Origin of the sequence: Lysinibacillus sp. NPDC097214, from assembly GCF_050277945.1 — a bacterium.
Classification (GTDB): Bacteria; Bacillota; Bacilli; order Bacillales_A; family Planococcaceae; genus Lysinibacillus; species Lysinibacillus xylanilyticus_B.
In genome coordinates, this window is the sequence record NZ_JBNNSS010000005.1 from 403,569 (window position 1) to 430,303 (window position 26,735).

32 protein-coding genes are annotated in these 26,735 nt (G+C 34.0%); 19 read left to right on the forward strand and 13 right to left on the reverse strand.

From position 1 onward, the window contains the following. Positions 1-414 precede the first annotated feature (414 nt). On the reverse strand, positions 415-585 hold the full coding sequence (locus ACQKMI_RS14600) for a hypothetical protein (RefSeq protein WP_427490040.1): 171 nt from the start codon (positions 583-585) through the stop codon (positions 415-417). Between the two features lie 220 nt (positions 586-805). Further along, positions 806-1,198, reverse strand: coding sequence for a YkvA family protein (locus ACQKMI_RS14605; protein ID WP_427490042.1), 393 nt, complete (start codon positions 1,196-1,198; stop codon positions 806-808). Positions 1,199-1,337: 139 nt separating this feature from the next. Between ACQKMI_RS14605 and ACQKMI_RS14610 the strand changes: the two genes are divergently transcribed. Next, positions 1,338-1,847, forward strand: a complete 510-nt coding sequence (locus ACQKMI_RS14610) for a MepB family protein (RefSeq protein ID WP_427490044.1) — start codon at positions 1,338-1,340, stop codon at positions 1,845-1,847. Positions 1,848-2,148: 301 nt separating this feature from the next. Here the strand turns inward: ACQKMI_RS14610 and ACQKMI_RS14615 are convergent, their stop codons facing one another. Next, positions 2,149-2,670 (reverse strand): GNAT family N-acetyltransferase, encoded by a 522-nt coding sequence (locus ACQKMI_RS14615; protein ID WP_427490046.1) that lies wholly within the window; start codon positions 2,668-2,670, stop codon positions 2,149-2,151. Positions 2,671-2,750: 80 nt separating this feature from the next. Between ACQKMI_RS14615 and ACQKMI_RS14620 the strand changes: the two genes are divergently transcribed. Further along, on the forward strand, positions 2,751-2,903 hold the full coding sequence (locus ACQKMI_RS14620; protein ID WP_427490048.1) for a hypothetical protein: 153 nt from the start codon (positions 2,751-2,753) through the stop codon (positions 2,901-2,903). Positions 2,904-3,305: 402 nt separating this feature from the next. Continuing rightward, entirely contained in the window at positions 3,306-3,428 is a 123-nt protein-coding gene (locus ACQKMI_RS14625; RefSeq protein ID WP_427490050.1) for a hypothetical protein, read from the forward strand. Positions 3,429-3,647: 219 nt separating this feature from the next. Here the strand turns inward: ACQKMI_RS14625 and ACQKMI_RS14630 are convergent, their stop codons facing one another. Beyond that, positions 3,648-3,989 (reverse strand): DUF7668 domain-containing protein, encoded by a 342-nt coding sequence (locus ACQKMI_RS14630; protein ID WP_427490052.1) that lies wholly within the window; start codon positions 3,987-3,989, stop codon positions 3,648-3,650. Between the two features lie 357 nt (positions 3,990-4,346). On the opposite strand from ACQKMI_RS14630, the gene ACQKMI_RS14635 reads away from it, so the two are divergent. After that, positions 4,347-5,156: a copper amine oxidase N-terminal domain-containing protein gene (locus ACQKMI_RS14635; RefSeq protein ID WP_427490054.1), complete on the forward strand. Its 810-nt coding sequence runs from the start codon at positions 4,347-4,349 to the stop codon at positions 5,154-5,156. Between the two features lie 22 nt (positions 5,157-5,178). Then, entirely contained in the window at positions 5,179-5,349 is a 171-nt protein-coding gene (locus tag ACQKMI_RS14640; RefSeq protein ID WP_427490056.1) for a hypothetical protein, read from the forward strand. A gap of 41 nt (positions 5,350-5,390) precedes the next feature. Here the strand turns inward: ACQKMI_RS14640 and ACQKMI_RS14645 are convergent, their stop codons facing one another. After that, complete coding sequence (locus ACQKMI_RS14645) at positions 5,391-5,807, reverse strand: DUF3888 domain-containing protein (RefSeq protein ID WP_427490058.1); 417 nt, start codon at positions 5,805-5,807, stop codon at positions 5,391-5,393. Positions 5,808-6,305: 498 nt separating this feature from the next. Here ACQKMI_RS14645 and ACQKMI_RS14650 point away from each other — a divergent pair, with 498 nt between their 5' ends. Beyond that, the gene (locus ACQKMI_RS14650) at positions 6,306-6,674 is read left to right on the forward strand and encodes a LuxR C-terminal-related transcriptional regulator (RefSeq protein ID WP_427490133.1); all 369 of its coding nucleotides are present in this window, start codon (positions 6,306-6,308) and stop codon (positions 6,672-6,674) included. Between the two features lie 106 nt (positions 6,675-6,780). Then, a complete protein-coding gene (locus ACQKMI_RS14655) occupies positions 6,781-7,338 on the forward strand; it encodes a helicase (protein WP_427490060.1) in 558 nt (185 codons plus the stop codon). A 361-nt stretch (positions 7,339-7,699) separates the two neighbouring features. Here the strand turns inward: ACQKMI_RS14655 and ACQKMI_RS14660 are convergent, their stop codons facing one another. Then, entirely contained in the window at positions 7,700-8,029 is a 330-nt protein-coding gene (locus ACQKMI_RS14660) for a hypothetical protein (RefSeq protein WP_427490062.1), read from the reverse strand. 354 nt (positions 8,030-8,383) lie between these two features. On the opposite strand from ACQKMI_RS14660, the gene ACQKMI_RS14665 reads away from it, so the two are divergent. The 6 genes from ACQKMI_RS14665 to ACQKMI_RS14690 all read left to right on the forward strand — a co-directional run bounded on the left by ACQKMI_RS14665 (position 8,384) and on the right by ACQKMI_RS14690 (position 14,803). Beyond that, positions 8,384-8,809, forward strand: coding sequence for an acyl-CoA thioesterase (locus ACQKMI_RS14665; RefSeq protein ID WP_427490064.1), 426 nt, complete (start codon positions 8,384-8,386; stop codon positions 8,807-8,809). 11 nt (positions 8,810-8,820) lie between these two features. Further along, positions 8,821-9,195 (forward strand): DUF423 domain-containing protein, encoded by a 375-nt coding sequence (locus ACQKMI_RS14670; protein WP_427490066.1) that lies wholly within the window; start codon positions 8,821-8,823, stop codon positions 9,193-9,195. Between the two features lie 324 nt (positions 9,196-9,519). Further along, positions 9,520-10,839 (forward strand): SPFH domain-containing protein, encoded by a 1,320-nt coding sequence (locus tag ACQKMI_RS14675; RefSeq protein ID WP_427490068.1) that lies wholly within the window; start codon positions 9,520-9,522, stop codon positions 10,837-10,839. Positions 10,840-10,850: 11 nt separating this feature from the next. Next, entirely contained in the window at positions 10,851-11,957 is a 1,107-nt protein-coding gene (locus ACQKMI_RS14680) for a hypothetical protein (RefSeq protein ID WP_427490070.1), read from the forward strand. Positions 11,958-12,648: 691 nt separating this feature from the next. Next, positions 12,649-13,854 carry an EAL-associated domain-containing protein gene (locus ACQKMI_RS14685; protein ID WP_427490072.1) on the forward strand — a complete coding sequence of 402 codons (1,206 nt, stop codon included), beginning with the start codon at positions 12,649-12,651 and terminating at the stop codon, positions 13,852-13,854. Positions 13,855-14,188: 334 nt separating this feature from the next. After that, complete coding sequence (locus tag ACQKMI_RS14690) at positions 14,189-14,803, forward strand: hypothetical protein (RefSeq protein WP_427490074.1); 615 nt, start codon at positions 14,189-14,191, stop codon at positions 14,801-14,803. A gap of 306 nt (positions 14,804-15,109) precedes the next feature. Here the strand turns inward: ACQKMI_RS14690 and ACQKMI_RS14695 are convergent, their stop codons facing one another. From ACQKMI_RS14695 to ACQKMI_RS14715, 5 genes are all read right to left on the reverse strand, one after another. Continuing rightward, positions 15,110-15,409 (reverse strand): hypothetical protein, encoded by a 300-nt coding sequence (locus tag ACQKMI_RS14695; protein WP_427490076.1) that lies wholly within the window; start codon positions 15,407-15,409, stop codon positions 15,110-15,112. A gap of 660 nt (positions 15,410-16,069) precedes the next feature. Next, complete coding sequence (locus tag ACQKMI_RS14700) at positions 16,070-16,402, reverse strand: hypothetical protein (RefSeq protein WP_427490078.1); 333 nt, start codon at positions 16,400-16,402, stop codon at positions 16,070-16,072. A 125-nt stretch (positions 16,403-16,527) separates the two neighbouring features. Then, the gene (locus tag ACQKMI_RS14705; protein ID WP_427415435.1) at positions 16,528-16,917 is read right to left on the reverse strand and encodes a hypothetical protein; all 390 of its coding nucleotides are present in this window, start codon (positions 16,915-16,917) and stop codon (positions 16,528-16,530) included. A 5-nt stretch (positions 16,918-16,922) separates the two neighbouring features. Then, entirely contained in the window at positions 16,923-18,011 is a 1,089-nt protein-coding gene (locus tag ACQKMI_RS14710) for a hypothetical protein (protein WP_427490080.1), read from the reverse strand. 351 nt (positions 18,012-18,362) lie between these two features. Continuing rightward, positions 18,363-18,704, reverse strand: a complete 342-nt coding sequence (locus tag ACQKMI_RS14715) for an ATPase (protein WP_427490082.1) — start codon at positions 18,702-18,704, stop codon at positions 18,363-18,365. A 320-nt stretch (positions 18,705-19,024) separates the two neighbouring features. On the opposite strand from ACQKMI_RS14715, the gene ACQKMI_RS14720 reads away from it, so the two are divergent. The 3 genes from ACQKMI_RS14720 to ACQKMI_RS14730 all read left to right on the forward strand — a co-directional run bounded on the left by ACQKMI_RS14720 (position 19,025) and on the right by ACQKMI_RS14730 (position 22,133). Further along, the gene (locus ACQKMI_RS14720; RefSeq protein ID WP_427490083.1) at positions 19,025-19,717 is read left to right on the forward strand and encodes an SDR family oxidoreductase; all 693 of its coding nucleotides are present in this window, start codon (positions 19,025-19,027) and stop codon (positions 19,715-19,717) included. A gap of 322 nt (positions 19,718-20,039) precedes the next feature. Continuing rightward, positions 20,040-21,536: a serine hydrolase domain-containing protein gene (locus ACQKMI_RS14725; RefSeq protein ID WP_427490085.1), complete on the forward strand. Its 1,497-nt coding sequence runs from the start codon at positions 20,040-20,042 to the stop codon at positions 21,534-21,536. 204 nt (positions 21,537-21,740) lie between these two features. Further along, on the forward strand, positions 21,741-22,133 hold the full coding sequence (locus tag ACQKMI_RS14730; RefSeq protein ID WP_427490087.1) for a RidA family protein: 393 nt from the start codon (positions 21,741-21,743) through the stop codon (positions 22,131-22,133). Between the two features lie 243 nt (positions 22,134-22,376). Here ACQKMI_RS14730 and ACQKMI_RS14735 read toward each other — a convergent pair whose 3' ends face one another. After that, complete coding sequence (locus ACQKMI_RS14735) at positions 22,377-23,429, reverse strand: DUF418 domain-containing protein (protein ID WP_427490089.1); 1,053 nt, start codon at positions 23,427-23,429, stop codon at positions 22,377-22,379. 92 nt (positions 23,430-23,521) lie between these two features. Then, on the reverse strand, positions 23,522-24,466 hold the full coding sequence (locus ACQKMI_RS14740; RefSeq protein WP_427490091.1) for a helix-turn-helix transcriptional regulator: 945 nt from the start codon (positions 24,464-24,466) through the stop codon (positions 23,522-23,524). 102 nt (positions 24,467-24,568) lie between these two features. Between ACQKMI_RS14740 and ACQKMI_RS14745 the strand changes: the two genes are divergently transcribed. The 3 genes from ACQKMI_RS14745 (at position 24,569) to ACQKMI_RS14755 (ending at position 26,586) form a co-directional block, all read left to right on the forward strand. After that, positions 24,569-25,099, forward strand: a complete 531-nt coding sequence (locus ACQKMI_RS14745; RefSeq protein ID WP_427490093.1) for a dihydrofolate reductase family protein — start codon at positions 24,569-24,571, stop codon at positions 25,097-25,099. A gap of 259 nt (positions 25,100-25,358) precedes the next feature. Continuing rightward, positions 25,359-25,793, forward strand: a complete 435-nt coding sequence (locus ACQKMI_RS14750) for a hypothetical protein (protein ID WP_427490095.1) — start codon at positions 25,359-25,361, stop codon at positions 25,791-25,793. 256 nt (positions 25,794-26,049) lie between these two features. Beyond that, positions 26,050-26,586, forward strand: coding sequence for a copper amine oxidase N-terminal domain-containing protein (locus tag ACQKMI_RS14755; RefSeq protein ID WP_427490097.1), 537 nt, complete (start codon positions 26,050-26,052; stop codon positions 26,584-26,586). The last annotated feature ends 149 nt before the right edge of the window (positions 26,587-26,735 follow it).

Here is a 26,735-nt window from a genome sequence, read left to right on the forward strand (position 1 = left end):
ATAGATCTTTCTTTAATTAAAAAGCTTTGGGCAAAGGGGATCAAACATATAGTAGTTAGAATCGAAAAGAACTTGAACGAATTAATCATTTACGCAGGTAAGTGAAGATTTGAAAGAAAATGTGCAGTAAGGCTAGATGGAAATACCGTAGAACTGGTAAATCGTACATATAAATAGTTGCACTCTTCTATCTGTAGAAATAACAACTTCAGGTAGCTCTTTATCAAACGGAGGTATCTACAACTATTCGATTTAATTTGCCTTATTGAAATGAAAACAGTCCTTTCAAAATTTGAAAGGACTGTTCAATATAAGTGAACTACTTTAATAACATCATGGATCAGTAAGGTTGTAGAAGTGATGAAACGAAACGGGGCTTGGGATTAATCGAAAGAACTCTGCAAAATTTTCTTGTTAGATCCTGTTCTTTTGTTTTTTACCAGTTTCAACACCTAATTCATAAATAAAGAGAATCATAATAAAGAATAACACAATTTTTATAGTAGAGTTAGCTGACCACAAGCCTAAATAATACAAGAACACAATAAGGATAGATAAAAAAGTTTTAACAATCTTAAGAGTCATTCTAATACCTCCTACTATTCGGATTGGTAGATTAGGGGATACCCCTACTAAATTTAAAGGTTAGTTAGATCACGAAACGTAAAGTAACTATAAAATGCAAGCCTATTACTAGTTAAAGAGATTGGAAAGAATTTGAACAAAGTAGTAATTATGCAGAGGAGAAGTAAATAGTTGAAAGATATTGTTCAGCAAGGAAGAGTGAATTTTGCTGAACAATACGTTAAATGTGATGAATAATAATTTTCCAAATCCAAACTCCAAAGATAACCCAAACAATTATAAAAAGAATGCCAACAAACCAATTTTTTGGCTTTTCACATTGTTTTAACTCTTCAGCAGCTTCTTTGTGATCCTCAATCACATGTGGTGGAATTAATTTTAAAGCTAATATAATTCCTAAAGGTACAATTATCAAATCATCAAAAAACCCTAGAATAGGAATAAAATCTGGAATTAAATCTATCGGGCTAAAAGCATAAGCAACTACAAGAATTGCTACAAGCTTTGCATACCATGGAGTTCTTGGGTCTTTATAAGACAAGTAAAGTACAAATGAATTTTGTTTTAATTTTTTGGCAAAGGCATTAAACTTTGATAGTAAATTGCTTCTCATTGAAAAAATCTTCCCTCATTCCTAGAAAGTATAAATTATTAAAATGAATCGGGGAATAGAAATACTTACCGAATAATTACAGTAATAAGTCGGTGGATGGTATACTAGTATATCGTAGTATGAGATAAGGAGAATAACTGTGAATAAATTTAATAAGACGTTAACATATGTTAATGAATTACTTTATGAACCAAATCATTTAACTATAAAAAACATACATGAAGAAACTCAAAATTCAGATTATGGCGGCGGGGTATTTCAGTTAAATTCTAAATCGATTAGATTTAGAGTCGCAAAAATAACACCAACCAAAATAGGACAGTTTGTTTCCTTTTGGGAAAAGGATGAAGCTAATAAAAATCAAGCATTTTCATATGACAATGCCACTGATTTATTGGTAATAAATACTTTTCATGATAATGGTGATTTTGGCCAATTCGTTTTTCCAAAAGAGGTTCTTTTAAAACAAAACATCCTTAAAACAGCTAATACAAAGGGGAAAATGGCAATCAGAGTTTATCCTAGTTGGGATACTCCCACTAGCAAACAAGCGATAGCAACACAAAAGTGGCAATTACCATATTTTTTTAATGTAAACGATACTAATAGTTTACCAATACTCGAGCTATTAAAATTATACTCCAACTAATATTAGATCGCTTTAACTGCGTCATTCAAATATGAACTATACACTCTGGGGAGTAATTGAAAGAAAAAGTGCAGCAACATTAAGAAAAGCGTTGCTATAAAGCAGCGCTAAGTTTTTGTGATGAATACAGATAAACCCTATGTTGATGTAGTAAATGAAATTTTAAAACGTAATGGTCATTCGGGTTTAATGACCATTTGGGTGACCAGATATTGTTCAAATATGGATCCCTAAAATTCGCTTAGGATCCAATGGAATGTTCGGAAATAAAAGAAATTATACATCAGATGAGAATATAGAGTTAGTTTTTAGTGTTGATAAATTCCATTAACAAAGTACGTTCATTATTAATTTTTTTAACTTTTGTAAACCCGCATTTTTCGTAACATCTAATAGCTCTTTCGTTAGAAACTTCAGGGTCTAATATGATAATTTTGGCGTCAGTAATTTTAAAAATGAGTTCAATAAATTTACTAACCATAATTGTTCCATAGCCTTTATTAAACAGTTTAGGGATACCGATAAATTGGTCAATCCCAAAAACCACTTGATTATGTAAATAGCCCAATTCTTTTAGTTCTTCTGCTTGAAGTTTATAGTATTGCATAAATCCTATTGGGGAATCGTCTAACTCAACAATAAAGGGGAAAACTAGGGTTTCACCACGTACACGTGGTTCATATTTCTTCCTTACTTGTTCTATTGAAAATGGTGAATTGATATCCCCATAAAATTCTAAAACTTCTTTCGTACTCAACCATTTAGCCATTAAACCATAATCATTATTAGTCATTTTCCTAATGTATATATTGTTGGTATCCATAATATGTACCTCCTTCAAAACGTCTAGTATATCTTAATATAGCGAAATTAGTCCGTATAGTACTCGAACAATAGGACGCTATGAAATGGTCGAAGTTTCTAAGTTTTGGCACCAAAGTAGATGAAGTTTTCAGGCCAACAGGTAATACTCAACTACCACTACGCAACGATTTACATATAACCTCAAACGGTAATTTGACTGCTCCGTTAATGCAAGTAAGTAATAATGCTTAAGTAGATAGGCAGGATATATTCCCTGCCTATTTTAAATTTAGCTCAACCACTTTATCTGTGATTGGGAAGTTTTTGTATGATATCAGAATATATATTCATTTTTGTATTAATATTTACCCCTTCTTTTTTATCATCGCTATAACCTGTTAGGAATTCAAAATCTTGTGGATCGAGTTACTGGAAACAGAGAAATGCAACGTGTGTGAGAAATGAGCTAACTCGACAATTATATATTTTTACCTTGTGGAGCCTTTCACCTAGCACGGTCAGGTTTTTTATTATTTGGATAGAATAATATCCTTTTCTTTGGATAATTCACTGTATACTAAGATGGATAATTAAAGCAAGGAGTGGGATAGAGAAATGTTGTTTTTACTTATACTAATAATTTTAATAGCATTATTGTTTAAGTGGTTAAGAATGATCGCTTTAAATAGTAATATTCAAGTTGAACAAAATAAAAAAATTATTGAGCTATTAACAAAGGACAATATAGATAAAGAGGAGCTAAAGAAAAACGAATAATACATAGTAGTTAAACCTATTTAATTTTTAAACACCTACCAAGGTGTTTTTCTTTTTCTTTTGCTTGAATACTGCATCAAACAGCCAAACCACTTTGTGTGTGATGAGAGGGCAGAGTTTGATGTGGTTTTGAGAGTGAACTATGAGAAAATTGTTCCAATTTGTTAATATCGTCGAGCAGATGATGGGGTAATTGATAACGGGCTTAATTGCCCCTTTTTATACATCGATGGTTTCGATATAAAACTCAGTTATCTCAGTTTTTTCAGCATTTGTTTTAGCTTCGCAAAAAAGTACTATTGGACTTTCTTCATCGTCAAACCATAAAAAACTTATTTCTGTACCAAAACCACTATTATCATTATATTCGTATACATCTATGTCCATTACTTCATCACTAGGTGGTAGAGTAAGAATACCTTGCATTTGAATAACTTCTTTTAAAAGCTCCTCAGTTTCATCGTTAATTTTATTCTCTTCTTTAAGTTTATCGTAACGAAGGTTTACTAGATCAACGAGTGTTTCTTTAGTTAATTGCACTATTTTTTCTTCCAATGACATTGATAATCGTCTCCTAAACTATGAAATATTTAAATAATCTCATATTATCATTAAAGATCTATATATTGCTACAGTTGCCATACTTTCAAGATTAGGTGATAAGGAAGTAAGAGATGTAAACTGAAGGGGAGGTCTGACAGGTAATGGTTTTTTCCTTTGGTATTTATTAAAACCTAAATATTAGGGGAAAAATGACCGACGACCGACCTGCCCAGCCACTATTTCATTGTAGTACCAGTATTCTCATGAATTATTTACCAATAGTTAATAATGGATAAAATATGTATAATAAAATTGCTATTAATATGAAATAGTAGAATAATAATGAAAGATTGGATTGAATGAAGTTTGGGTAAAATGAAAAGGTTAGTAGTTTGTTGTTTAATAGTAATTATAGCAACATGCCACTTCGGTACAGGGAATAGTACTGGATATGCAAGTGGAACTGTTAACGAGATTTTTAATGGTAAAACGGATACCGAGATATTTAATGGTAAAGTGGTAAACGGAAGACTTTACGCACCTATTCGAGCTGTAGGCGAAAATATAAAGGCGCAAGTAAGCTGGGATGGGGCAACGAAAACAGCCACTTTTATCAAAGACAAGAAAGTGATCAAAATGACACTTGGCTCCAAGATACTTAAAGTCAATAATGAGCAGCTTCAAATGGATGTATCGTTACTTTTAGAAAATGGAAGCATTTTTTTACCGATAAGATTTATCGGTGATGCAATAGGATACAAAACTACTTGGAATCAATACAACCGGATTGCCGGATTATTTTCAGAGCAGGAGCAGGTGAAGGAGAGTATCACTGTTTATGCTCAACCACTGTTCTATAAGGACGGCTTTAAGCTGCTTGGTGAAGCCATTAATAAAGTAAATAATGTAGCGAATGTCGCTCAAAAAAGACAATATTTAAAACCATACTTCACTGATGAAATGATTAATTTAATTATTATAGGGAACTTACGTTATACGGATATGTCCAAACAAAGAGGTGCATATTCTTATCCAAAAGAAACGAATATGAAAATCACTCTCAGTCAAGGGGTACCTGGAAAGTCTGGATTTTTGGGACAAGATGTTTTACTTACAAAGAGAAATAATCAATGGGTAGTGAGTTCTATTAAAGAACAATTTTATGAAATTAAGTCTCCATCTTAGGATGGAGGCTTTTTCTTTTGCTTTGAAAACTGCATCAAAAGCGATAAGTGAGGTACTACGGGTGAAAATGGACAACACCATTTTTTTACCAAGTGAAGAGTTGGATAAAAATTTTTGTATTTGTAAAATTAAATATTCTATTAACATTGGGAAGGAGCTTGAGCAGATTAGTAATTTGCGTAGGGTGGGATAAGTGAAGATTTGAAAGATATTGTTCAGTAAACAATTCCTTAGTCAATTTGTAAATTCAGATAGCTTTTTGAATTCTTCTGGAGTAATATTTTTGGCCACATATGAAATCACTTTATTCTTATTTTTAAAGTCTCCAGCAGGGATACGAAAAGTAATGCGTATTTGTGTATAAGGAGGATTTATGGGACCTTCGTAACCAAGCACTCTTAACGTTACATCATAATAGTCTTCCTGAATATTTCTATTAATTTTTTCGATTCGTTCAGATGTGAATAATTGCTTGTTTCCGTGTGTAGACATGGCTTCAAGGATAGATGGGCCTAATTCACGTAAAAATGCTAACTCTAATACACTCGGAGGTTGATCTTGAGGTAAATATTCTGTATCTGTTTTTGCAAAAGCAGAATTTATGAACGGGAGACTCATTAAAAGTAAGGAAACAATTATTATTTTTTTCATACATTTAAATCCTTTCTCCATTTGTTCTTGTTATTTGCAGATACAAGAAATTTTATGTATATGAATTTGAACAAATATCAAATTAACCTTACTGCACAATATGAGGATTAAACGAAAATAGAGCGATTAAAAGATCGCTCTATAATCGCATTATGTATTCAAATAATTACTTGTTTCTTTCAAGTTCTTCGACCGTTTTCCAACTTATTGACTTTAGAGCGAAAATTATACCTATAGACATTGAGGCACCTCCATTAAAATCCGGATTAACTTGCAAGAATAAAAACGTAATTGGGTAATTTTCACAACTTTGATTATTTTAATTACTGTGCCATTTGAGAAAAGAAAATATTAAAAGAGTCACTCTGCTGGAAGTAACCCAAAGTATAACTATAAGATGCTATTTGAATTTATCTAGTTTCTTAACTTTCATTGAAGCTACTTCTCCACAATTCTTACAAATAGTCAAAATCATCGGTGAACCCGAAATTGAGCTTGATGATTGAAACAATCAAAGAAGCAAGGCAGTCAGTAGCGAAAGTAGGTAACAACAGCTACATCGGTGTAAAAACTGCTATGTATTGGATTGAGGCAACACTACCAAAGGCAAGTAGAGGGACGTGTGATCCGGTGTTTAAAGAAGTACAACGTCGTGTATATTCGTTAAATTATCGAATTAAGGAATACGAGCAAAAGATTGCAGAGATACAAAAACGGATTCCGTTAGTACACGGGGATAGAGAAATTGAGGTGCTTCATAGGCTCCTTAACGGCAATAGTATGAAAGCTATTGGGAAGCACATGAAACTTTCTAGTACAACGATATTTAGAGTGAGAAATAATATTTTGAGTCAGACGATGAAGTAGCCGAAAGGCTGCTTCTTTTTAGGCTGTTTTCTTTTTTTGACCAAGGAAATTTATAGGTGATTGTAGAATATTTCTTATGTACAAAATTTGATAGGAGTGACTACGATTGCGTTTCGAAAATGATGAAATATATCCTCATTGTCCATTTATTAGCAGAACTGTGGAAGTTGGCGGACTTACTAAATCGCAGCTTATCCTGAAATTGCAACAATACTCTATCTTGATGAATGAGTATGGAGAGAGGCTATTTACTGATGATAAATTTATAACTTCAGATACAATGTACAGTCTACAGACCGTTGAACTAACTGTTGGAGACCTTGGCTTTCCTGAAGGAGCTAATACGGCTCGAATCTTTAAAAGAGCTGGGGAACTTGGTTTGGAATTGTGCCCGCTTGAGTTGGGACCACACCTAAGACTAGAGTACCTGGATCAGCTTGAAGCTTATTCAGGAGATACTTTACAGCAACAACAAGCTCCATCAGGTTCCATCACAATAGCATCGGAGATACTAACTGAAGATGATGAGTTCCCGAAAGGCTTCTATCTTAGACGAATTAACGGAGTTTTGTGGCTTCGTGGATATTATGCTGATGAACTACACGTTTGGAACCCTATTGATCATTTTATCTTTTGTCAAAAAAACACTACAGGACATGTATAAAGAATTTGAAAATGTGAATAAGGTGAATGCGTTGGTATAACAAATGTAACAGATGTAACAAATGTAAAACATGCACGATAGTTTGTGATAGAAAATTTGTATTGTAAACTCGGAGGTAGGTCGGTGCGGTAAGGTTTTCCTCCCTTGGTATTTATAAAATCCTAAATATTAGGGAAAGACCGACCGACGACCGACCTGCGCCTCATAAACTTGTTCGGAGCGAGACATACACGGCCGGCCCATATTTTTAAAGAGATTAGGTATCTTAATTAATATAAAAGGCTAAAAACGTTGTGCCGCTTATGAGTTACGAAGAGTGGAGAAAACAATTTAGTGGAGAGAGGTAAAAAGCAAAAGGTGATTAATCCTTTTGCTTAATTTCTAAAAATACTGAGAAACTGATTGCAATAAACATTACTATTGAAAAAATAATTGTAGCAGTTGATTTGAGAGAGACTGATGTAATCAATAAAACAAGAGAACAAATGATAATGGCTACACGTACTAAAATATTTGTTTTTTTACTAGGCTTGAAAAAATCTTCCAATATACCAAGTGAAAAACAAAACACTATAAATACTAGATACTCATACAGAAGTATTGGTTCTAAATATTCTGGACTGAACCTTGTTAACTGAATTGCAGAAATAAACATAAGAATGTATTTTGTAAATTTAAAAATGCCTGACAAAGTATCACCTCATTTTAATAATAGTTTACTAAAAAATGTAAGTCTAGATGGAATAAGGAATAGATTGTCCAAGTCACCTATTTAGGTGGCTTTTTTATTTTGCATAAAAAGTGGTGAAATGCATGTTAGAATGCATGGGATTTTTATTTTTGTCTGTATTTTGGATTTAATAGCACTCATGATTAATGTATTTATACGAGTTTATATGGAATAAAAATAAATATATAATAAATTTGTTTTTAAGTAATCATCACACTTGTTCGAGCCATTAATTTTCACCGCACAAAAATCAAAAATGCAAAAACCCCGCCAAATCAATATTTTTACGCTATAATGTAGGACGAGGTGAAGAAAATGTTTGTAAGTGAAAAACAAATTGAAATTCGATATGCTGAAACTGACCAAATGGGCGTAGTGTATCATGCGAACTACATCATTTGGATGGAAATAGGTCGTTCACAGTTAGTCAATGATGCAGGCTTTGAGTATGCGGAGTTAGAAAGAGATGGTTATGTATCGCCAGTGATGGATTTATCCATTTCTTATAAGGCTGCTATGCATTATGGCCAAGTGGCAACGGTCCGTACATGGGTGGAAAAACACGATCGCTTACGTACAACATATGGCTATGAAATTTTACATGAAGACGGCACGATTGCAGCGACTGCTCAGTCCGTACATATTCTAGCGCAAAAAGATACGTTACGTCCGGTATCCTTAAGTAAAATTGATCCGGCATGGGATGCGAAATACAAAGAAATCGCACGCGAGACGAAATAGGAGAAAAAAACATGGAACTTTTATTGGCAATCGGTGCAATTATGGCTTGTCTAGGTGTTGTGCTAGGTGCTTTTGGAGCACATGCACTAAAAGATAAATTTGCGTCACCACATTACGCAGCCATTTGGGAAACTGCAGTGCAATATCATATGTACCATTCATTAGGTTTGCTGGGGCTTGGTATTTTATCAAGTGACGCCATTTTAGGCACTTCTAGTATGCTTTCTTGGGCAGGTTATTTAATGTTTGCAGGTATTGTGTTTTTCTCAGGTAGTTTATATGTATTAGCTGTTACAGGTGTGAAAAAGCTTGGAGCGATTACCCCAATCGGTGGGATGTTGTTTATCATTGCCTGGGTGCTTGTGGCTATTGCCGCTTTTTCTTAAGAAATACTTTGATCCACTATAAATACGAGCGAGGTAGTTCCTATGGAGCTATCTCCTTTTTTTATAAAGAAGTAAAAAAATGAAACAAATTGTTCTATTTGTGCGTACTACATAATGATTAGATTATTTTAGCATTTTAGCTTATTTCAATGGTTGCTTAAACATTCGCTGAAATAGAGATCTCAGGTTAAGAACTTCACGTCTGTGAAAACGCCTGAGTGACCAACGTCGTGTGGGCCTAAAGCCTGCAGACGCAATGATGTATAGGCATAATTGATATGGTAAAATAAATGTTAAGTATATAAGTTGAAGGTGGGAATAAATATGGGTTTATTAAAAGCAGGAGTTGGCGCATTAGCAGGTGTTCTAGAAGATCAATGGCGTGAATATTTCTATTGTGAATCACTCTCAGCGGATATTCTTGTGGTAAAGGGTGTTAAACGTACTTCTAAACGAGGGTCAAATAAAGGTAATGACAATATTATAAGTAATGGCTCTATTATTGCTATTAATGAAGGGCAATGTATGATGATTGTCGAGCAAGGGAAAGTAGTGGAGTTTTCTGCGGAGTCTGGGGAGTATGTTTATGATACATCAACAGAGCCTTCGATTATGTATGGCAGTGATTTGTCTGAAGGTATTATGGAAACATTCAAGCAGATTGGTAAACGCTTCACTTTTGGAGGAGAACCTGCAAAGGATCAGCGAGTGTACTATTTTAATAAAAAAGAAATCGTAGGTAATAAATATGGGACACCAGCACCGATTCCTTTCCGTGTTATCGACCGTAATATCGGCCTAGATATTGATATTGCTATTCGTTGTCATGGGGAATATTCATATAAAATTGTGGATCCATTATTATTCTATACGAATGTTTGCGGAAACGTAGAGCGTGAATTTACAAGAGATGTTATCGATAGCCAATTAAAAACGGAACTGATGACTGCGTTACAGCCGGCTTTCGCGCATATTTCAGCAAGTGGGGTTCGCTATAGCGAAATTCCGGCACATACCGTTGCTCTAGCAGATGCCCTTAATAAAGTGTTATCAGAGAAATGGCTAGCAACTCGTGGTTTAGCAGTTGTCTCCTTTGGCATCAGTTCTTTAAAAGCATCTGAAGAAGATGAAGCAATGATTAAACAACTACAACGAAATGCAGTGATGCGTGATCCAGGTATGGCTGCGGCTCATTTAACGGGTGCTCAGGCAGAAGCAATGATTGCAGCATCCAAAAATGATGGAGGAGCAATGGCAGGATTTATGGGCATGAACATGGCAGCTCAAGCAGGCGGTGTTAATGCAGGACAGCTTTACCAAATGAATGAGCAAAATAAACAGGTAGCAGCCCAGCAACAACAAGCAGCGACGAACTCAGATGCATGGAAATGTGCATGTGGCAACGAAAACACTGGTAAATTCTGCTCTAATTGTGGGACACCAAAACCTGCAGAAGAAGGATGGACTTGTACATGTAGTGCTGTCAACAAAGGCAAATTCTGTAGCGAATGCGGTGCTAAAAAACCTTCAGGAGCATTACAATACGTTTGCGATAAATGTGGATGGCAACCAGAAGATCCAGCGAATCCACCAAAGTTCTGTTCGGAGTGTGGCGATGTCTTTGATGAGAATGATGTTAAGTAAGGGGATGACTAATGATGCCAACGCAAGATGCTGAAAATTTTAAACAAGTAAAGCTTGATTTTGACGCTGAGTGTCCATCATGCAGTGCATCTATTGAATTTAATCCCGCAACTGGAAAGCTTACATGTCCATATTGTGGCTATGAGACTGAAATTGCAGCCCCGGAGAAGCGAGAGGAAAAAGTTGCCCAGGAAATGGATTTTGCAAAGGCTGAAGAACGTGGGAATTTTAACTGGGGTGTAGAGAAAAAAACAATTATTTGTAAATCCTGTGCGGCAGAAACTATATATGATGCGTTACAGGTAGCCGATAGTTGCCCATATTGTGGTTCTAATCAGGTTATGGAGGCAAGTGCTAAAAATACACTGGCACCGAACGGGGTATGCGCGTTTGAAATAACAGATAAGCAAGCAGGAGAGAACTTCCAAAGATGGATTAAGGGAAAATGGTTTACACCGAGAGCAGCAAAAGATAGTGCAAAGCCTGATTCATTTAAAGGGGTTTATCTTCCATATTGGACTTTCGATACTAAAACTAGCTCCAGGTATTCCGCAAGATACGGTAGACATCGAACAGTTACAGATAAAGAGGGGAATACCCGAACTGAAACGGATTGGTATTCCACAAGTGGTTTTTATCAGGAATTTATTGATGATCATTTAATAAGTGCGACAGCCCGTTATGATCGAAATATGATGCGAAAAATAGAACCCTTTAATTTACTCAATAATAAAGCCTATAAACCAGAATATGTATCAGGCTTTTTATCAGAGCGCTACAGTATTGGTTTACAGGACGGATGGAGTCAAGCGAAGAGAGAAATTTCGGATCATCTGGAGGCACAAATTACTTCAAAAATACGTTGGGAACATCATGCGGATGTTGTATCTGGCGTACATTTCTCAACAACACATGATGATATTACATATAAATATCTAATGTTACCAATTTGGCTTTCTTCATTCCGCTACAAAGAAAAGGTTTATCGATTCATGGTGAATGGACAGACAGGTCAAGTAGGTGGAGATGCCCCGATTTCACCACTTCGTGTAACATTTGCAGTCATCTTATCATTAATTACGATGGCGATTATTTGGTATTTCTTTATGTCAGAATAGTTATGAGCAGTATTCTCGTAGGGTATAATCCATACGTTGGAATACTGCTCTTTAACTTCTTTCATGCAATTATGCCGAGGATTAATTAATCTAATTAGTAGAGAATGCATCAGCACAAAAAATAAATAGGTGAACGGCTGAATAATGTTAGGAAATAGGATGAAATCCTCTAGTTATCACGGCTTTCACTTCCGGTAGTTGCATAAGTTATAATAGGAAGAAATTCTAAGGGGATTTTGCACAGTACTACATGAAGAAGGCGAATCCATGTGTTAGAGTGGCCCTAAATAAAAATTTATGTACTTAAGCAACCTATTTTATGAGAAAGTCGTTATGAATGATGAATTGTCAGAAAAACGCACATAAACCTAAGCATATGTTTCGTGTACGAATGTAGTATGAAAAAGAAATATTTTTCGTCAAGTAATGGTACTTCTTGTGACCTTTATTGTAAGAAGTGATGAGCAGAAAGCGTGTAAAAAAATTTTTAAAACGCTAATTCGTTTTATTAATACATCATTTTGGTGGGGATTTGTTAAATTTCAGGACAATTTATTCCATAAAATAACGTCATGCGAAGTTGCCAATTTACTTTAAACAAATTATTATACAGTCAGAGAGCTTTTTTTCATGAAATGAGCTGTGAATGTAATGTTATTCTTGGATAACATCATGTATGGAGGTTTCGACAATGGATGCAATTGAAGTGTTAACAAATTTAGATCAAATACATGGGTATTTTCAACCAATATTTAGCGCGGATGCGCATACGGTGATTGCCTACGAAATTTCCGGACAGTTACAAATTGAAGGTCAACAAATTAATTTAAAAGACTTTGTGAATAACGAAGATATCCCAGAAGAATATCGAATCGATATGGAACATAAAATTTTACACGCTGCGTTAGCCAAAGTAGAAGAAATCGGACAGGATATTGATATTTATATTCCAAGTAACCCGAACTTACTAATGCAGGATTTCGGTGAAAGTCATTTTAATATTATTCAACAATATATTAGTGAAGAGGATTTACATCGTATTGTATTAGTTGTTTCTGAGCATCGTTTTTTAGGTGACATTCATAAGTTGCACCATGCAGTACGTTACTTTACGACTTTTGGTGTCAAAATTGCTATTCAGGAAGTAGGAGCGGAGAGTCATTTAGAGCATATTGCTCTATTATCACCACAAATCTTAAAGGTCAATATTCGTGACTTAAATTATGATTCTTGGTCTGCACAATCAGATATGATATCAGCAATAGGTAGCCTCGCTTATAAAATTGGCGCAAATCTTTTATTTGAAGGAATCGAAACTGTTTATCAATTACAATTTGCCTGGAAGAATGGAGGCCGATATTATCAGGGCCGATACTTAGCAAATTCCGCATTGACATTTGTAGAGAAGGATATTTTAAAGGAGCGTTTTAAAGAGGAGTGCCAGCAATTTATTACCTCTGAAAAGAAAATTCTAGAGGCGCAATATTTTGAGTTGAAAAAGTTGCGGGAGGAGCTAGAAGCGATAGTCCATCGTGTTAAACCTTCTAGTGACAACATCACACATCTAGAGCATCTAGCGCAGCTGTTGGATAGTTATTCGTTCCGAGTGTATATTTGTAATGAAGATGGTTTCCAACTATCGCCAAACGTAATGCGTATAGATGGACAGTGGGAATTGCAGCCAAGAGCGATCAATAAAAACTGGAGTTGGCGTCCATACTTCCTACAAACAATCATTAAAATGCGCAACGATCAAAGCGGAGAAATTTCAGAGCTTTATCGAGATATCGAGACAGGGGAAATTACAAGAACATTTTCGATTGCTATAAACGAGCATGAGTACTTGTTCGTCGATCTTTCGTATGATTACCTTTATGAGCACAATATATTTAGGTAGCCTACCAAATGGCTATATATCAAGGTATCTGGGGTACAAGAATAACTTGTACCCCTCTTTGTATCCCCAAAATTATGTAAACCCGTATTGGATGTCATAAAAAATTGTGTCTCAACATACGGGCAGAAAAACTTTCGATTGGATGCTTATTTTTTTATGACATAAAACATTTTCACGATGTAACTCCACGAAGGCATGAAAAAGCACAGCTGTTATGGGACTGAGAAAGAAGCTAAATGAATCAGTGGAAAGCAAAGGAAAGAGGAAGAAATAAAAATTGATATAGTAAATCTCTGGCCGTTTATGTATATTTATGGAGGAGGGAGTTTGAACAATGAAAAAATTACTTTTAGTACCACTAACATTGCTACTAGTTATTTTGTTAGTAGCGTGTAACCAAGATAAAGAAAGCGATAGTGGTAAGAAAACCGATAATGCTGATAAAACAGCAGAGGAAACACCATTAAAAGTCGATAAAGGACTTTTAAACGTTGAAGTTACAATACCAGCTTCATTTTTGGAAGGGCAGGACATCGATACAGCGATTACTGCAGCGAAAGAAGAAGGGGTTAAAGAAGTCATTAAAAATAGTGACGGCTCTGTAACATACAAAATGCCTAAATCAGTTCATAAAAAAATGTTGAAAGATCTGGAAAAAAGTGTTATAGAAACGGTAGAAGAAATTAAAACTAGTGATGATTTTACTTCTATAAAAGATGTAACTTATAATAAATCCTTTACTGAGTTTACTCTAACTGTAAATAAAGAACAGTTTGAAAGCAGTTTTGATGCTATGTCATCAATGGGACTTGCGATAGTGGGAATGTATTATCAACTTTTCAATGGAATGGATCCGGAGAAGTTTAAAGTGACAGTAATTTTTAAAGATGAAGCAAATGGAGATGTAATTAACAAAGTTGTTTATCCTGATGATTTGAATGATAAATAAACTGGAGATCACTTAGTATGGAATGATCCTCTTTAAATAGGGCATATAAAAATGACTATATAATTCTAGTCAATTACATGTCCTTTTTGAAGGGGATATTTTTTTAAGTTACGCAAAATTTGAGTAAAAAGATTTTTTGTAGCTAAATAAAAAGCTAAAAGGACAATCTGTGTTGGGGGAGCCAATGAAAAAGTCGATTTATACCAAAATTTTCGGTATAAATCGACTTTTAATACTTAATATAATTGAAAAACTTAATTAGTGACAATATCCAGTTTTTTAAAGTGGATAGAAAGGTTTATGTTATTATTGTTCTTTTCCCTGAATTTCTTCATTGAAAAAGTGGATACCTGTATGTCCTCCACCTTCTGCAACCATTTCGTTTGAAGCTATTTTTGTTGGAGATGTTCCAGCTCGTGTCGCTGCTTGAGCAGTTATCCGCTCTGATATGTTTTTGTCCATTTCCGCAGTATTTAAAAAGGACCTTAATTTAGCTTTTGCATTATTGAGCATACTTAATGCTTTATCACGGTTTTCTTTTTTACTTAAATAAGATGCTATTAAAGCTAACCCTGTAATTACAACACCTGTTCTTCGTTTCGCCATTATTAACCCCTCCCCAAAATATTGTATCTGGTTCTATATTTTTTCTTTTCCCTATTTTAAGAGGACTAAACATAATGAATAGAGTACAACAGCAAAATTCGCCGTGAATTTGAAACGAATCATTACAACTTTAGAAGAAAAAGATAGTAAAGGAGAATAAAGAAGACCAATTCTTGTTCAATATCATGAGCAAGAATTGGTCTTTTTGTTTTTTTTGCATAAAAAATGGATGATTTTCAGTCCTTCGTAATATACAAACAGCATCTTTAAAAGACAATAATAAAAAGTTTTACCATTATTGATATTGTGATTTAAGAACTGTGTTGTCATTACATTCTACCAGGATTAAATGAAGAATCAAAAAAGGATAATGATATTATGAAATTTACTAATGATGCATCAAAAGCAGTAGTAAGAGACTACCTCATTAACATCCGCTGAAATATAGGAACTCAGTTTAAGAACGCCACGTCTTGTGGCAATTCATCTGTGCGAAAGCAAAGCGATAGCAACACGGTTTTAACTGTGCGAAAGCGAAGCAACAACAACACACGACTGAGTAACCAACATACGTTGGCCCAAAGCCTCCGCGGATGTCACGGAAATCGAAAAGGAGTACGCAAATGATGTTAACCTAAATCATCGCATAATTGATATAAATTATTTTAAAGGAATTCCAAGTCCTAACGCAGAAGCGATCGAGACAATAGAACTAATAACACCTAGTATACTAGTTAATTTCTCTAATGGTTTTTTAGCTTTCTCATTATCTCCTTTTTCAATATGAGTTTTAAGGAGTTCAAAATGAGCTTCTGCAATTTCTCGTTGTTCATCTGCTAGGTGCTGAATTTCTTCTTGAAGCTGTTCTAAAGCATTGATAATGTCACTTGGTGGGCTAGCTATCCCTTGACTGAGTGTACCATTGTTTTCAATAGTTATATTACCTTTGTTTTCTCCAAAAGTTAGACCACCATATTTACTAGATTCACCCATATAACCATCTCCTAGTATAATAGTTACTTTCCCAAGTTTTGATACTTTATCTAATACTTGATCAGAATTCTCTTTTGCTAAAATATCTATAATTTCTCTTAAACTCTCTGGTTTGTTTTGTTTACTTAACCGGACATTTTCCTCTTTATTAGTAATTTTTTTTTTGAAAAACTTTGTCTGAAATCTTCACTTAATTCAATGATTGGAATAGCATTTAAAGGATCAAAACAATTTTCTGTACCACAATATTTGCAAGTAATGAAATCCATATTTTCAAGTTCGGATTTACTAGCAGTTAAAATACTTCTACTACATTCCTCACATTGAAATTCTAATTTTATAACGAGCGCTTCTTGTTTTTCTAATTCAGATAATTGATCAATAACTAATCCAAGAGGTAAGTTAGTTATTTTTGCAATATAACTATGGTAAAATTTATCAATTTTACTAATAGCAATTACCTCAAGTGCATTATCTATTTTTTGAGAAATTTCCCATGGCTTTAAATTGCTCAATACTTTTACCTCGCAGAATAAATTTGGTAAACCAATTTTTCTCTAATATAATCCAATACACGTTCAGACGCAAATACATTGAACTTAAATGTCTTTGTATTGACACCGATTCGAACAGAATATTCTTGTTTAACGCCGTCAACACTATGTTCAAATAGTATAGATCCTTTTTGTTTGGAAAGATAAGGTTCTAAATAATTGTATAAGGGTAAACCTCGTAGTTCTCTAATACTACCTAATCCTATCGTTTCAAGACCACTTAACAGTAACAAAGTAAAAGGTGTTGTTTCTAAAATACCGGTGATATGTTCGCAATTTAAATTTTGCTCTAGAACTGATAATTCACCACTAGTATAGTATTCGTCAATTGCAGAAAGTATACTCACAATGGATTGACCTTGCGTTTCTTCAAATGTATTGACTAATCCTGCTGGTCTTCCAGTTGCATCAATCAGCCTTCCTTGAAGGGAATCTGCTAAAGTCGCAAGATTACCACCATAATTATCCAATAAATCATACTGTTTGAATTCGTATTGTTCATCAACTATTTTAGTTAACCAAGCAATTATTTTTTTGGCAACAGTTGAACTTGCTCGTACTTCAATTATTCCCTTAACTTCATCAATGTAAACAGTTGTAATTTCGTGTTTAATGTATTCTCTACGGTTAGCTAAAAAGTAATCAACGTTGACACCTGTTCTATGAATAAATCGTAAATAATATAGTTGTGAACCTTCGATTTCAGCAGCACCAATAATGGTAGGATCAATTGGTACATTTTCGCTATTTGGTGTAACTACTGTTTCGAAAGGATTAAATGGCATTTTTTTAATAATACTTTGTTTAAATCCTGTTAAATCAGTTTTATTTGTCGCCTGGTACCAAGCTAAAGAAACTGCTCCAGAGAAAATATTATCGCTGATTATTTTAAGAACATCGCCATCAATATGCTCAAAAACATCCCATACTCTGCTAGCCAATTCATTTACATTGCCATTGGTGTCTAAAGTCATTTTATTACAAATCTCTTTAAGTAGAGTTTTGCTTAATCTATGCAAGTCTTGGGGGAAAATTAAAGATTTAATAGTGTTCATTTAACACCCTCCAGAATTATATTCTGTGTTCGATGAAAGTATGCATTTTGCTTAATAAATATAATAGTATATGTTTCAAAAACCCATAAAATGACAAAATAATGTTGGTTGACACAAAAAGATGGACATATATGGACCATGGTGAATAAAGTTAGGGAGGGAACTATCAGAAAATGAAAGTGATTTTATAAAACGTCAATTCAGTACTGAACCTTAAATTAAAAAGTCACTCATTAAAAATTGAGTGACTTTACTTAATTATTGAGCAAAATGAATTTAGGGTACAAAGGAGAAGCTTGTTCTCAAATGTACCCTAATTGATTTACCTTTAATTACTTTAAACGACTAATGTTAAAGAATCTGTGTTAATTCTGAATTCACAAACCTTTGGGCAGTAATGAGAACCCCTGAAGCTGTTCTACCGTAAACGCTATATAATCCGCCAGTTTGGTTAGGAACGATTTCAACTTCATACTGAGCAGAATTCGCTACACTTGGCGTTACAAATGTAGAAGAGTTAGCATTTGCGGCAAATGGTGTTGTTGATAGTAATTGTCTTGAACCGTTAAGTCTAAAAACTCTTACTACTCCAGTTAGTAAACCTCCAGTTAGATTGAGAATTTTGACACGAACGCTAGCTGCATTAGCTGGTTGATTTCCTGTATTTTCAATTGGACCAGTAGTTAAAGGCAATGAAAATTCACCTCCTTCAAAATAATAGATTTATAATCTGCAGATTACATATTCAGTGTATTCAGCTTCAATAGAAATGCTCTAAACGTATTCATCAATTTTCTTAGAAATTGATAGTTAAATCATTCTTCTTTAGCTATTGAATGAGCTATGACTTTTACTATTTTAGGAGTGTTACTTAATTTTTTGCTTTTGTTAGAATTGAAGATATTGGGCGTAATATGAGTAACTCAGATGAGTAGCAGTACATATTACGGTTTCTCGATAGGGCGAGGTGAGGTTATTTCTGGTATAATAAACTGCGAGAGAGGATGATCAGTATGAGTAAAAATATCGTTGTTATAACAGGGGCAGGCAGTGGTTTAGGTGCAGCACTTGCTAAAAAGTATTCGTCTTTAGGCTATCACATTTGTTTACTTGGTAGAACAAAATCAAAGCTTGAGAATACGGCAAAAACTTTAACCAATGGCTATTCTATTTATGAGGTGGATGTTACTTCAAATCAAATGGTTACTCAAACAATTCATTCTATACAAGATGATTTTGGATCCATTCCATTGCTAATTAATAATGCGGGTGTTGGTTATTTTGATGATGCTGAAAACTTGAGAGAGGATTCAGTTCATCAAATGATTGATATTAACTTAAAAGGAACAATTTTTTGCACACAAGCCGTACTAAAAGGTATGAAAGAACGTAATGAAGGAACAATTGTTAATATTGTTTCTACCGCTGGATTAGAAGGAAAAGTAACTGAATCAGTTTATTGTGCTAGTAAATTTGGTGTCCGAGGATTTACCGAAAGTCTAGCATTAGAATTAAGCGGAACCGCTATTAATGTATGTGCTGTATACATGGGTGGTATGAGAACAGAATTTTGGGACGGGATATTTACTGAGGAAAAAACGAAAACATTAATGGATCCTAATGACATCGCGGATATTATCATGAATAATATTAAACCAAGAAAATCGTTAGCAGTAACTGAGGTTGTCATTAAAAATAAACGATAACAACACAGTTTTTTCTTATCAACAACCATTAATTGCATCAGTTGAGAAAAGCTTTTAGAGCAAAAATTTAATTCCTAATGGATATCATAAAAAAGATCAGGTCTCATTTTTTAGAATGAGAAATCTGGTCTTTTTATGTCTATTCAAGATTTCAAGTTTATAGATTATAAAAGCACTGTACGTTACAAAACTGTCATGTTGTGATGTTTTTAGTCATGTAAAACGATGGTTGTGGTCCAAATTGCTTGGTATAGTTATCGATGCTTTTATGAAAATTTATAACCTTGTACCCAGCGATGATTGCAAAAAGGAGAAATGAAAAATGAAATCACTATTAAAAATCTATATGTTTATAATTGTTATCATTGTGGCCTTTTATAGTTTAACGCCAACAATAGTAAACGCAGATGCAAATGAAAAAACTCAAAAGATTGATCAATTTGTTCAAGAGCAAAAGGAGATTAGTAAAATTCCAGGGATATCGATAGTAATTGTAGAGAAGGGGAAAACGGTTTATGAAAAAGGCTTTGGATACGCCGATGTTCAGTCAAAAACACCAGTTACCGCCAATACATTATTTGAACTAGGATCTACATCTAAAGCATTCACTGGACTGGCCATTTTAAAATTGGAAAAGGAAGGGTTACTAAAACGCTCTGATGATGTCAGGAAGTATATCCCGTGGTTGAAGTTGGAATATAATGGAGAGCCTCAGTCAATTTCGATTAATCAATTACTATATCATACAAGTGGTATAGCTACGAACACAATATCAACTATACCTAAAAGTAACGAACGGAACGCACTTGAGTTGACGGTGAAAAAATTGCTTGATCAGCCATTAAATAGACAACCTGGTAGCTCATTTGAATACGCAACAGTCAATTATGATGTTTTGGGACTTGTTATTGAAAAGGTTTCAAAACAATCCTTTGATATGTATATCAAACAGCAAATATTAGAGCCAATCTCTATGAATGATTCATTTGTTGGACTTCATCAAGTTAAATCTAATGAAATGGCATCAGGATATAAAATAGGACTAATGAGAGAGCAGGAATATACACCGCCTATTTACCGTGGAAATGTACCTGCAGGATATGTAATAAGTAACACTAATGATATAGCAAAATGGTTAAAGCTACAGTTAGGAAATAGCCAAATTTCTTCGATTGAAAATAAAATGATTCAAGAATCGCATATCCCAGATCAATCTGTAGAGCCATTTGATAAGGATACATACTATGCAAGTGGATGGGGAGTTATGGGAAAAGAAGATAAACAATATATATCCCATGCTGGTAATAATCCAACATTTTCATCTTATTTCATCATGCAGCCCGATGAACAATTAGGAGTAGCCGTATTATCCAATATGAACTCGAGCTATACAACGGCGATAGGGCAAAGTGTGATGGATTTATGGGAAGGGAAAACGGTAAATACTATTCATTCGGACAACTTTCAGAATTTGGATAAAACTGTTTCACTTATATGCGTTATTGTTGTAGGCTTTGGGATGTTTTTAAGCATTCAATTGCTAAAATCTTTGAAGAAGGTTATTAAAAAACAACGAATTATAGTAGTTTTAAATATGAAAAGGGCTTTATTATTAGTTATTCATTCTCTAAGTGTTGCAACAATTTTTGCACTGATCATGATGTTCCCGAAAATATTATCTGGGGGATCGAATTGGGAATTTATTAAAGTATGGGGTCCAACGTCAATCACTGTGTTATTTTATAGTGTTATAGTGTCAGGTGTTATTTACTATTTTGTAGGTTTGGTGAATATTTTTACCAAAAAGAAAATGAATTAAAAATGTAGAGATTTGATAGATAAAGAAAAATATGGTAATGTGAAAATAACTTTAGGTGAAGGGGGAGAATCCAAATGAAAAAAAGATCAATACGTTTTTTAAGTATGGGTATCGGATTCTCAACTGCTGTTTTTTTCTAAAATGGAGTTTTTAGGGACGAGTCTACCCTTTTTTAGAAAAATAAAATCCTAAAGGAGAATACCTATGAATACTAAAATAACACGCAAAAATCCAATCCAAGTACCGAGCCCTGTTGGCAAATACAGCCATCTTACAATAATTCCTAAGGATGCAACAATGTATGCATTATCTGGACAGATTGGAGTAGGAGCTAGCGGTGAATTGCCATCGTCACTAACCGAGCAGGTTAAGAATACATTAAAAAATATTCAATTAATATTAGAAGCAGAGGGTCTTAACGCAGATAATGTGGTGAAGGCCAATATTTGGGCAACAGAAGAAATAGATTGGGATGACTTCTATCAACAATGGGAAACGATGTTTGGAAATCCTTATCCATCTATGACAATAGCTTATATTACTGCTTTAGGACTTCCTGACATTAAATTAGAAATTGATATTTGGGCTGCTAAATAAACGGAGTACCGACAAAATCTTTATGATTTTGTCGGTTTTTTTATAAAAAGTAAATTTGGGGTAAATGATATGAAAAAAAGGCCACTTTTCCCAAGCGGAAAGTGACCAAAGAAAGATTTAATAATGATGGGGGTGTGTTTCTTGCCCAAGGTATGAGCAAGTTGGAAGCAAATTAGGTACACTACCATTTTATGAAAAAGAAAAGATTGCTGTTAGGTCTTTGTCTAAATCAATAACTGTTTTTTAGGCGTGTTTTTTAGAATTAGTAGAAGTTTTCAGCAAGGAAGGTACTGTCCAATAGGTACCCATGCGCCATAACCACTCAAATGGACCAAATTTAAAGAATTTTAACCAAATCTTACTGAAAAGTAATTGGAAAATGTAAATGCCAATACAAATCCAAAGAGATTGGATGAAACGAATATTGCTAATAAGGTGAAAGGCATTTCCAATTATTAAGATTAGCGCTGTTTGCCCTAAATAATTTGTTAATGCCATACGGCCATAGTCTTTTAATGGTGAAAGCAAAACTTGACATATCGGATATTGTAGTAAAAGCATTAATAATCCTACATAAAATGCTGATACAAATGGGCTAAATTGAAGCCCGATTAGTGGAAATTGTTCAAAGTTTATCACATGTTTTGCATATTCATCTTCTGTAATATTGTCAAAGTCCACCATTGCGTCAGGGACATAATGCCATTGATACAGTAATCCCCCTATGCTAATAAAGAACATAATAACTGTAAAGATTAGTATGCTTTTACGATGGTCATGGATCTTTTCAAAAATTCGATACTGCCCAGCAGCTAACCCTAGTAAAATTAGAGGGAACGGCATAACAATTTTTAAACCAAAATAAGCGGTTACCGCTAATAAAACAAGCCCTATAGTCAAGTTTATTTCTTTACGAACTTTGTAAAAAGGTAACGCTATTAGCCCGAATATTGCATAGATAGTTAATGCTTCTCCAGGTTGGAAATAAAAGTGTACAAGTCCAATTAACAGTAAAATAATAATTCTTCTAATAAATAATAAGTAGGCATTTTCATTTTTAGCCATGGCACGGGAAATGAAAATATAAAAGCCTACACCAAATAAAAATGAAAAAATGGTGAAAAACTTGCCTTCGACAAAAAGTGCTAAAAATCTATCATATGCAACATCTACAGATGTGTCTGGTAGATTAATCAACAATAATCCTGGAATATTGACTAAAATAATTCCTAATAAAGCAAATCCCCTTAAATAGTCTAGTGTATCAATTCGTTTGTTTAATTCAATTGGTTGCATTTTTCTCACTCCTCACCACAAAGTATACGGAAGTTATCCATAAAGTAGTAACGATGAATGTTACGCCAATCTTACAAAATCGTCATATAACATTAATCATTTTCAGGATACATAGATAAAATGTCTTTTGCCTGCTGTCGTAAAATATCGACTAATTCTTTCGGTTCTACAATTTGTGCATGCATGCCAAGTCGATAGAAGAGGGGACTAATAAAATTCAGCTCACCCTTGTCAATAATGGAATCAATAAAGCCGGTGCCATCTTCTTTGATCACGACCAAATCTTCAAGGTTTGGTTCGCTTTTGCATTGTCGTACACCTTCTCTTGATAAACGTAAATGTAAACGGATAGGTTGTTTATGTTCATATGTGCTACCAAACCACTCCTTCAAATTTACAAATACCTCTTTGTTTTCTTCGCTTTCGATAATGGAAATAATACGATCTACACGAAAAAGTAATATTTTTTGTTTTGTGAAATCAAAGGCGGGCATATACCACAACCCATCATGAGCATACACACCAATTGGATGAATATGTTTGGTAGTTGTACCTGATTTGGATTCATAGTGAATATGTAGATTTTTGTTTTCAATGGCTGCCTCTAAAACGGCTTTCAATAAAGGGGTTTCAATTGCTCGTTTTGGATTCCAAAATGCGATGTAGGATTGAAGTTTATCTACTTTCCGCTTAGCTTCTTCTTGTAGCGAGCTGTAAAGCTTTTGAGAAGCGGATTTTATTTCCGTATTAAAAGGTAAATCATGGTAATAACGAAGTGATTGGAACGCAAAGAAAATCGAAACTGCCTCATCTTCTGTAAATAAAATAGGCGGAAGAAGTCTGCTCGATAGGACAGTATAGCCACCGTTTCGTCCTTGTTCTGCATAAATAGGTAAGCCCATATCACTTAAATCTAAGATATATCGGTGAACCGTGCGAATCGATATGTTGAATTCATCCGCAACTTCCTGTGCAGTAAATTTCTTTTTTACACTCACAAACAGAAGGATATCTAATAGACGTTTTGCTTTTGACATTTTTTCACCTTTTTTCATTTAATCATGCCAGTAGTTGTCATGTTTTTTGTTTATTATAGATCTTGTTCAGGAGTTTTTCAAAAGTTTAAAGGAGATGATGTTATGTCACGAGAAATCATTTTATTTATAGCGACTAGTTTGGATGGATATATTGCGAAAGAGAATGATGATTTACAATGGCTAGAAGAAACAGAGAGCGAAGGGGATGCAGGCTATTCGGATATGTATCAATCCATTGATACTATTATTATGGGCAAAAGAACGTATGATTACGTTGTAGATCATATTGAGTCTTTCCCATATCTCGATAAGAAATGTTATGTATTCACAACGTCACTAAGTGGACAAAATGAACATGTTGAGTTTGTAAATGAAGATATTGTAGCGTTTACAAAAAAATTAAGGGAACAGGAAGGCTCTAAAATTTGGATGGTTGGTGGATCGGGAATTCTCGATCCCTTTATGAAGGAACAGTTAATAGATGAACTAATTATTACGGTTACACCGCACCTATTAGGTTCTGGAATTCCATTGTTTAAGGATAATAATCCATTTCAAGACCTGGAGTTAGTAAGTACACAACGCTATGGGCAAATGGTGCAAATGCATTATAAGGTGAAGAAAGAGGCTTGATAACTTAAATATATATTATATATAGGAGTAAGGATAGTAAGGAATGATATTCCTACTGTCCTTTTTTTATGTATAAGTACAAATTGGTAATATATAGTAATTTAAGTTAATATATTATATTATCGGAATATTGGTTCTATATTGAAAGCGATTGTTTTCAATAGAACAGTCGCTTTTTCACTAACGGAGTAGGTTACTTGAAGAAGGATGGATAATACTCTTCTAATTCGCAAAGATATTAGAAAAGAGGTGAATTATCTTGAAAAAACTTTATGCACTGATTTTAATCATATCTTTATTTACTTTTGTGTCATTTGAAACTTATGCACAGCCTAAAAACTGTCCTGTATTAAGTGATTTAGAGAAAACATCGCTTAAGGATAAAAAAAATGTAATAGAAGCGTTAAATACTTTAATACCAGAAACTTATGGGATTGGAATAGATGACTTTCCTGATATGTATACTAAGTGGAATGTAGTAACTGCCAAACCTTTTCTCAATACAGTTGGTAATAAGGAAGAAGAAGCGTATTTTGGAATGGCAAAAACTTTTTGTGGCAAAGAAATTGCTGAAAATTCTTGGCTTGTACGTTTAGATTTCCCAAAAGCACCCGGAGCCGACTTAGCCCAGGGTCAAATATTTTTAGCTAAAAGTAAGGAAAAAGGATGGTTTGTTTGGTTTCAATACCATTAAACTGCTATTCCTTATTGAACTAACAGGGGCGTTTATCCAACAAGGATTTACGCTTTTTTGTTGAATTTTATTTACTAAAGAGGCAGGTTAGTTCAATAGCGTTGTTTAACTTGTGTTCAACAATCGGGCCATTATGTTGAAGAACACTCGATATGTTCTTTGAAGATGTATCAAATAAAGAATTCTATTTTAATATCCCATATATTGTTATTTATACGTGGTATAATTTATTGGATTAGAAGAGAGAGGGAATATGATGAAGAACAAAATGAATTATTTTATGAGTCTACTATTATTTGTATCACTTGTCTTTGGACTTTCAGCAGAAAAAGTCTCAGCGGCAAAAAATTTATCCGTTGTAATAGATGGAAAGCTCCAAGAATATCCTCATTCTCCTGTCATTAAAGAGGGCGCAACATTCATCCCTTTCCGAGAAGGATTTGAATTATTAGGTGCGAAGGTTACTTGGAATGGAAAAGATAAGTCGCTAACTGCGAAAAAGGGAGATACTTATATTTGGGCGCAACTTGGAAATGGAAATATAGTAACTGAACGAAGTAACGGCCTTAGAATTGTAAAAAACTATCCTGCTGGTCCTCAGACGATTAATGGCGTGACAATGATTCCTGTTAAAGTTTTTGAACAATTGGGTGCAACAGTTAGTTGGAATGCTCAAAATAAAATGATCCAAATAATATCCTCAACTAGTACGTTCAAAGATTTTTTAGGAACGGGGACATTAATGGAAGAACAGCAGTCGAATGAGGTTGATAAACAAATACTCGAACAATAATAAAGAAGTAGAAAATTAACCACCTAGTAAAACGATATATTTTTCGTTATTCCACAAAACCAGCTAATAGTTGTCAATAATTTTCATTAAAAATAATAAAAATATCATGTTATACTAAATTTGTGTATACCAAATAACCGTCCAAATAC

Excerpts from the sequence above, each read along its gene's own strand:
- ACQKMI_RS14630 (WP_427490052.1), bottom strand. The coding sequence starts at position 3,989 with ATGTCATTGGAAGAAAAAATAGTGCAATTAACTAAAGAAACACTCGTT.
- ACQKMI_RS14650 (WP_427490133.1), top strand. The coding sequence starts at position 6,306 with ATGATTGAAACAATCAAAGAAGCAAGGCAGTCAGTAGCGAAAGTAGGT.
- ACQKMI_RS14670 (WP_427490066.1), top strand. The coding sequence starts at position 8,821 with ATGGAACTTTTATTGGCAATCGGTGCAATTATGGCTTGTCTAGGTGTT.
- ACQKMI_RS14620 (WP_427490048.1), top strand. The coding sequence starts at position 2,751 with ATGAAATGGTCGAAGTTTCTAAGTTTTGGCACCAAAGTAGATGAAGTT.
- ACQKMI_RS14675 (WP_427490068.1), top strand. The coding sequence starts at position 9,520 with ATGGGTTTATTAAAAGCAGGAGTTGGCGCATTAGCAGGTGTTCTAGAA.
- ACQKMI_RS14685 (WP_427490072.1), top strand. The coding sequence starts at position 12,649 with ATGGATGCAATTGAAGTGTTAACAAATTTAGATCAAATACATGGGTAT.
- ACQKMI_RS14740 (WP_427490091.1), bottom strand. The coding sequence starts at position 24,466 with ATGTCAAAAGCAAAACGTCTATTAGATATCCTTCTGTTTGTGAGTGTA.
- ACQKMI_RS14680 (WP_427490070.1), top strand. The coding sequence starts at position 10,851 with ATGATGCCAACGCAAGATGCTGAAAATTTTAAACAAGTAAAGCTTGAT.
- ACQKMI_RS14735 (WP_427490089.1), bottom strand. The coding sequence starts at position 23,429 with ATGCAACCAATTGAATTAAACAAACGAATTGATACACTAGACTATTTA.
- ACQKMI_RS14695 (WP_427490076.1), bottom strand. The coding sequence starts at position 15,409 with ATGGCGAAACGAAGAACAGGTGTTGTAATTACAGGGTTAGCTTTAATA.
- ACQKMI_RS14710 (WP_427490080.1), bottom strand. The coding sequence starts at position 18,011 with ATGAACACTATTAAATCTTTAATTTTCCCCCAAGACTTGCATAGATTA.
- ACQKMI_RS14690 (WP_427490074.1), top strand. The coding sequence starts at position 14,189 with ATGAAAAAATTACTTTTAGTACCACTAACATTGCTACTAGTTATTTTG.
- ACQKMI_RS14700 (WP_427490078.1), bottom strand. The coding sequence starts at position 16,402 with ATGGGTGAATCTAGTAAATATGGTGGTCTAACTTTTGGAGAAAACAAA.
- ACQKMI_RS14615 (WP_427490046.1), bottom strand. The coding sequence starts at position 2,670 with ATGGATACCAACAATATATACATTAGGAAAATGACTAATAATGATTAT.
- ACQKMI_RS14605 (WP_427490042.1), bottom strand. The coding sequence starts at position 1,198 with ATGAGAAGCAATTTACTATCAAAGTTTAATGCCTTTGCCAAAAAATTA.
- ACQKMI_RS14725 (WP_427490085.1), top strand. The coding sequence starts at position 20,040 with ATGAAATCACTATTAAAAATCTATATGTTTATAATTGTTATCATTGTG.
- ACQKMI_RS14635 (WP_427490054.1), top strand. The coding sequence starts at position 4,347 with ATGAAAAGGTTAGTAGTTTGTTGTTTAATAGTAATTATAGCAACATGC.
- ACQKMI_RS14665 (WP_427490064.1), top strand. The coding sequence starts at position 8,384 with ATGTTTGTAAGTGAAAAACAAATTGAAATTCGATATGCTGAAACTGAC.
- ACQKMI_RS14745 (WP_427490093.1), top strand. The coding sequence starts at position 24,569 with ATGTCACGAGAAATCATTTTATTTATAGCGACTAGTTTGGATGGATAT.
- ACQKMI_RS14600 (WP_427490040.1), bottom strand. The coding sequence starts at position 585 with ATGACTCTTAAGATTGTTAAAACTTTTTTATCTATCCTTATTGTGTTC.
- ACQKMI_RS14730 (WP_427490087.1), top strand. The coding sequence starts at position 21,741 with ATGAATACTAAAATAACACGCAAAAATCCAATCCAAGTACCGAGCCCT.
- ACQKMI_RS14720 (WP_427490083.1), top strand. The coding sequence starts at position 19,025 with ATGAGTAAAAATATCGTTGTTATAACAGGGGCAGGCAGTGGTTTAGGT.
- ACQKMI_RS14755 (WP_427490097.1), top strand. The coding sequence starts at position 26,050 with ATGAAGAACAAAATGAATTATTTTATGAGTCTACTATTATTTGTATCA.
- ACQKMI_RS14645 (WP_427490058.1), bottom strand. The coding sequence starts at position 5,807 with ATGAAAAAAATAATAATTGTTTCCTTACTTTTAATGAGTCTCCCGTTC.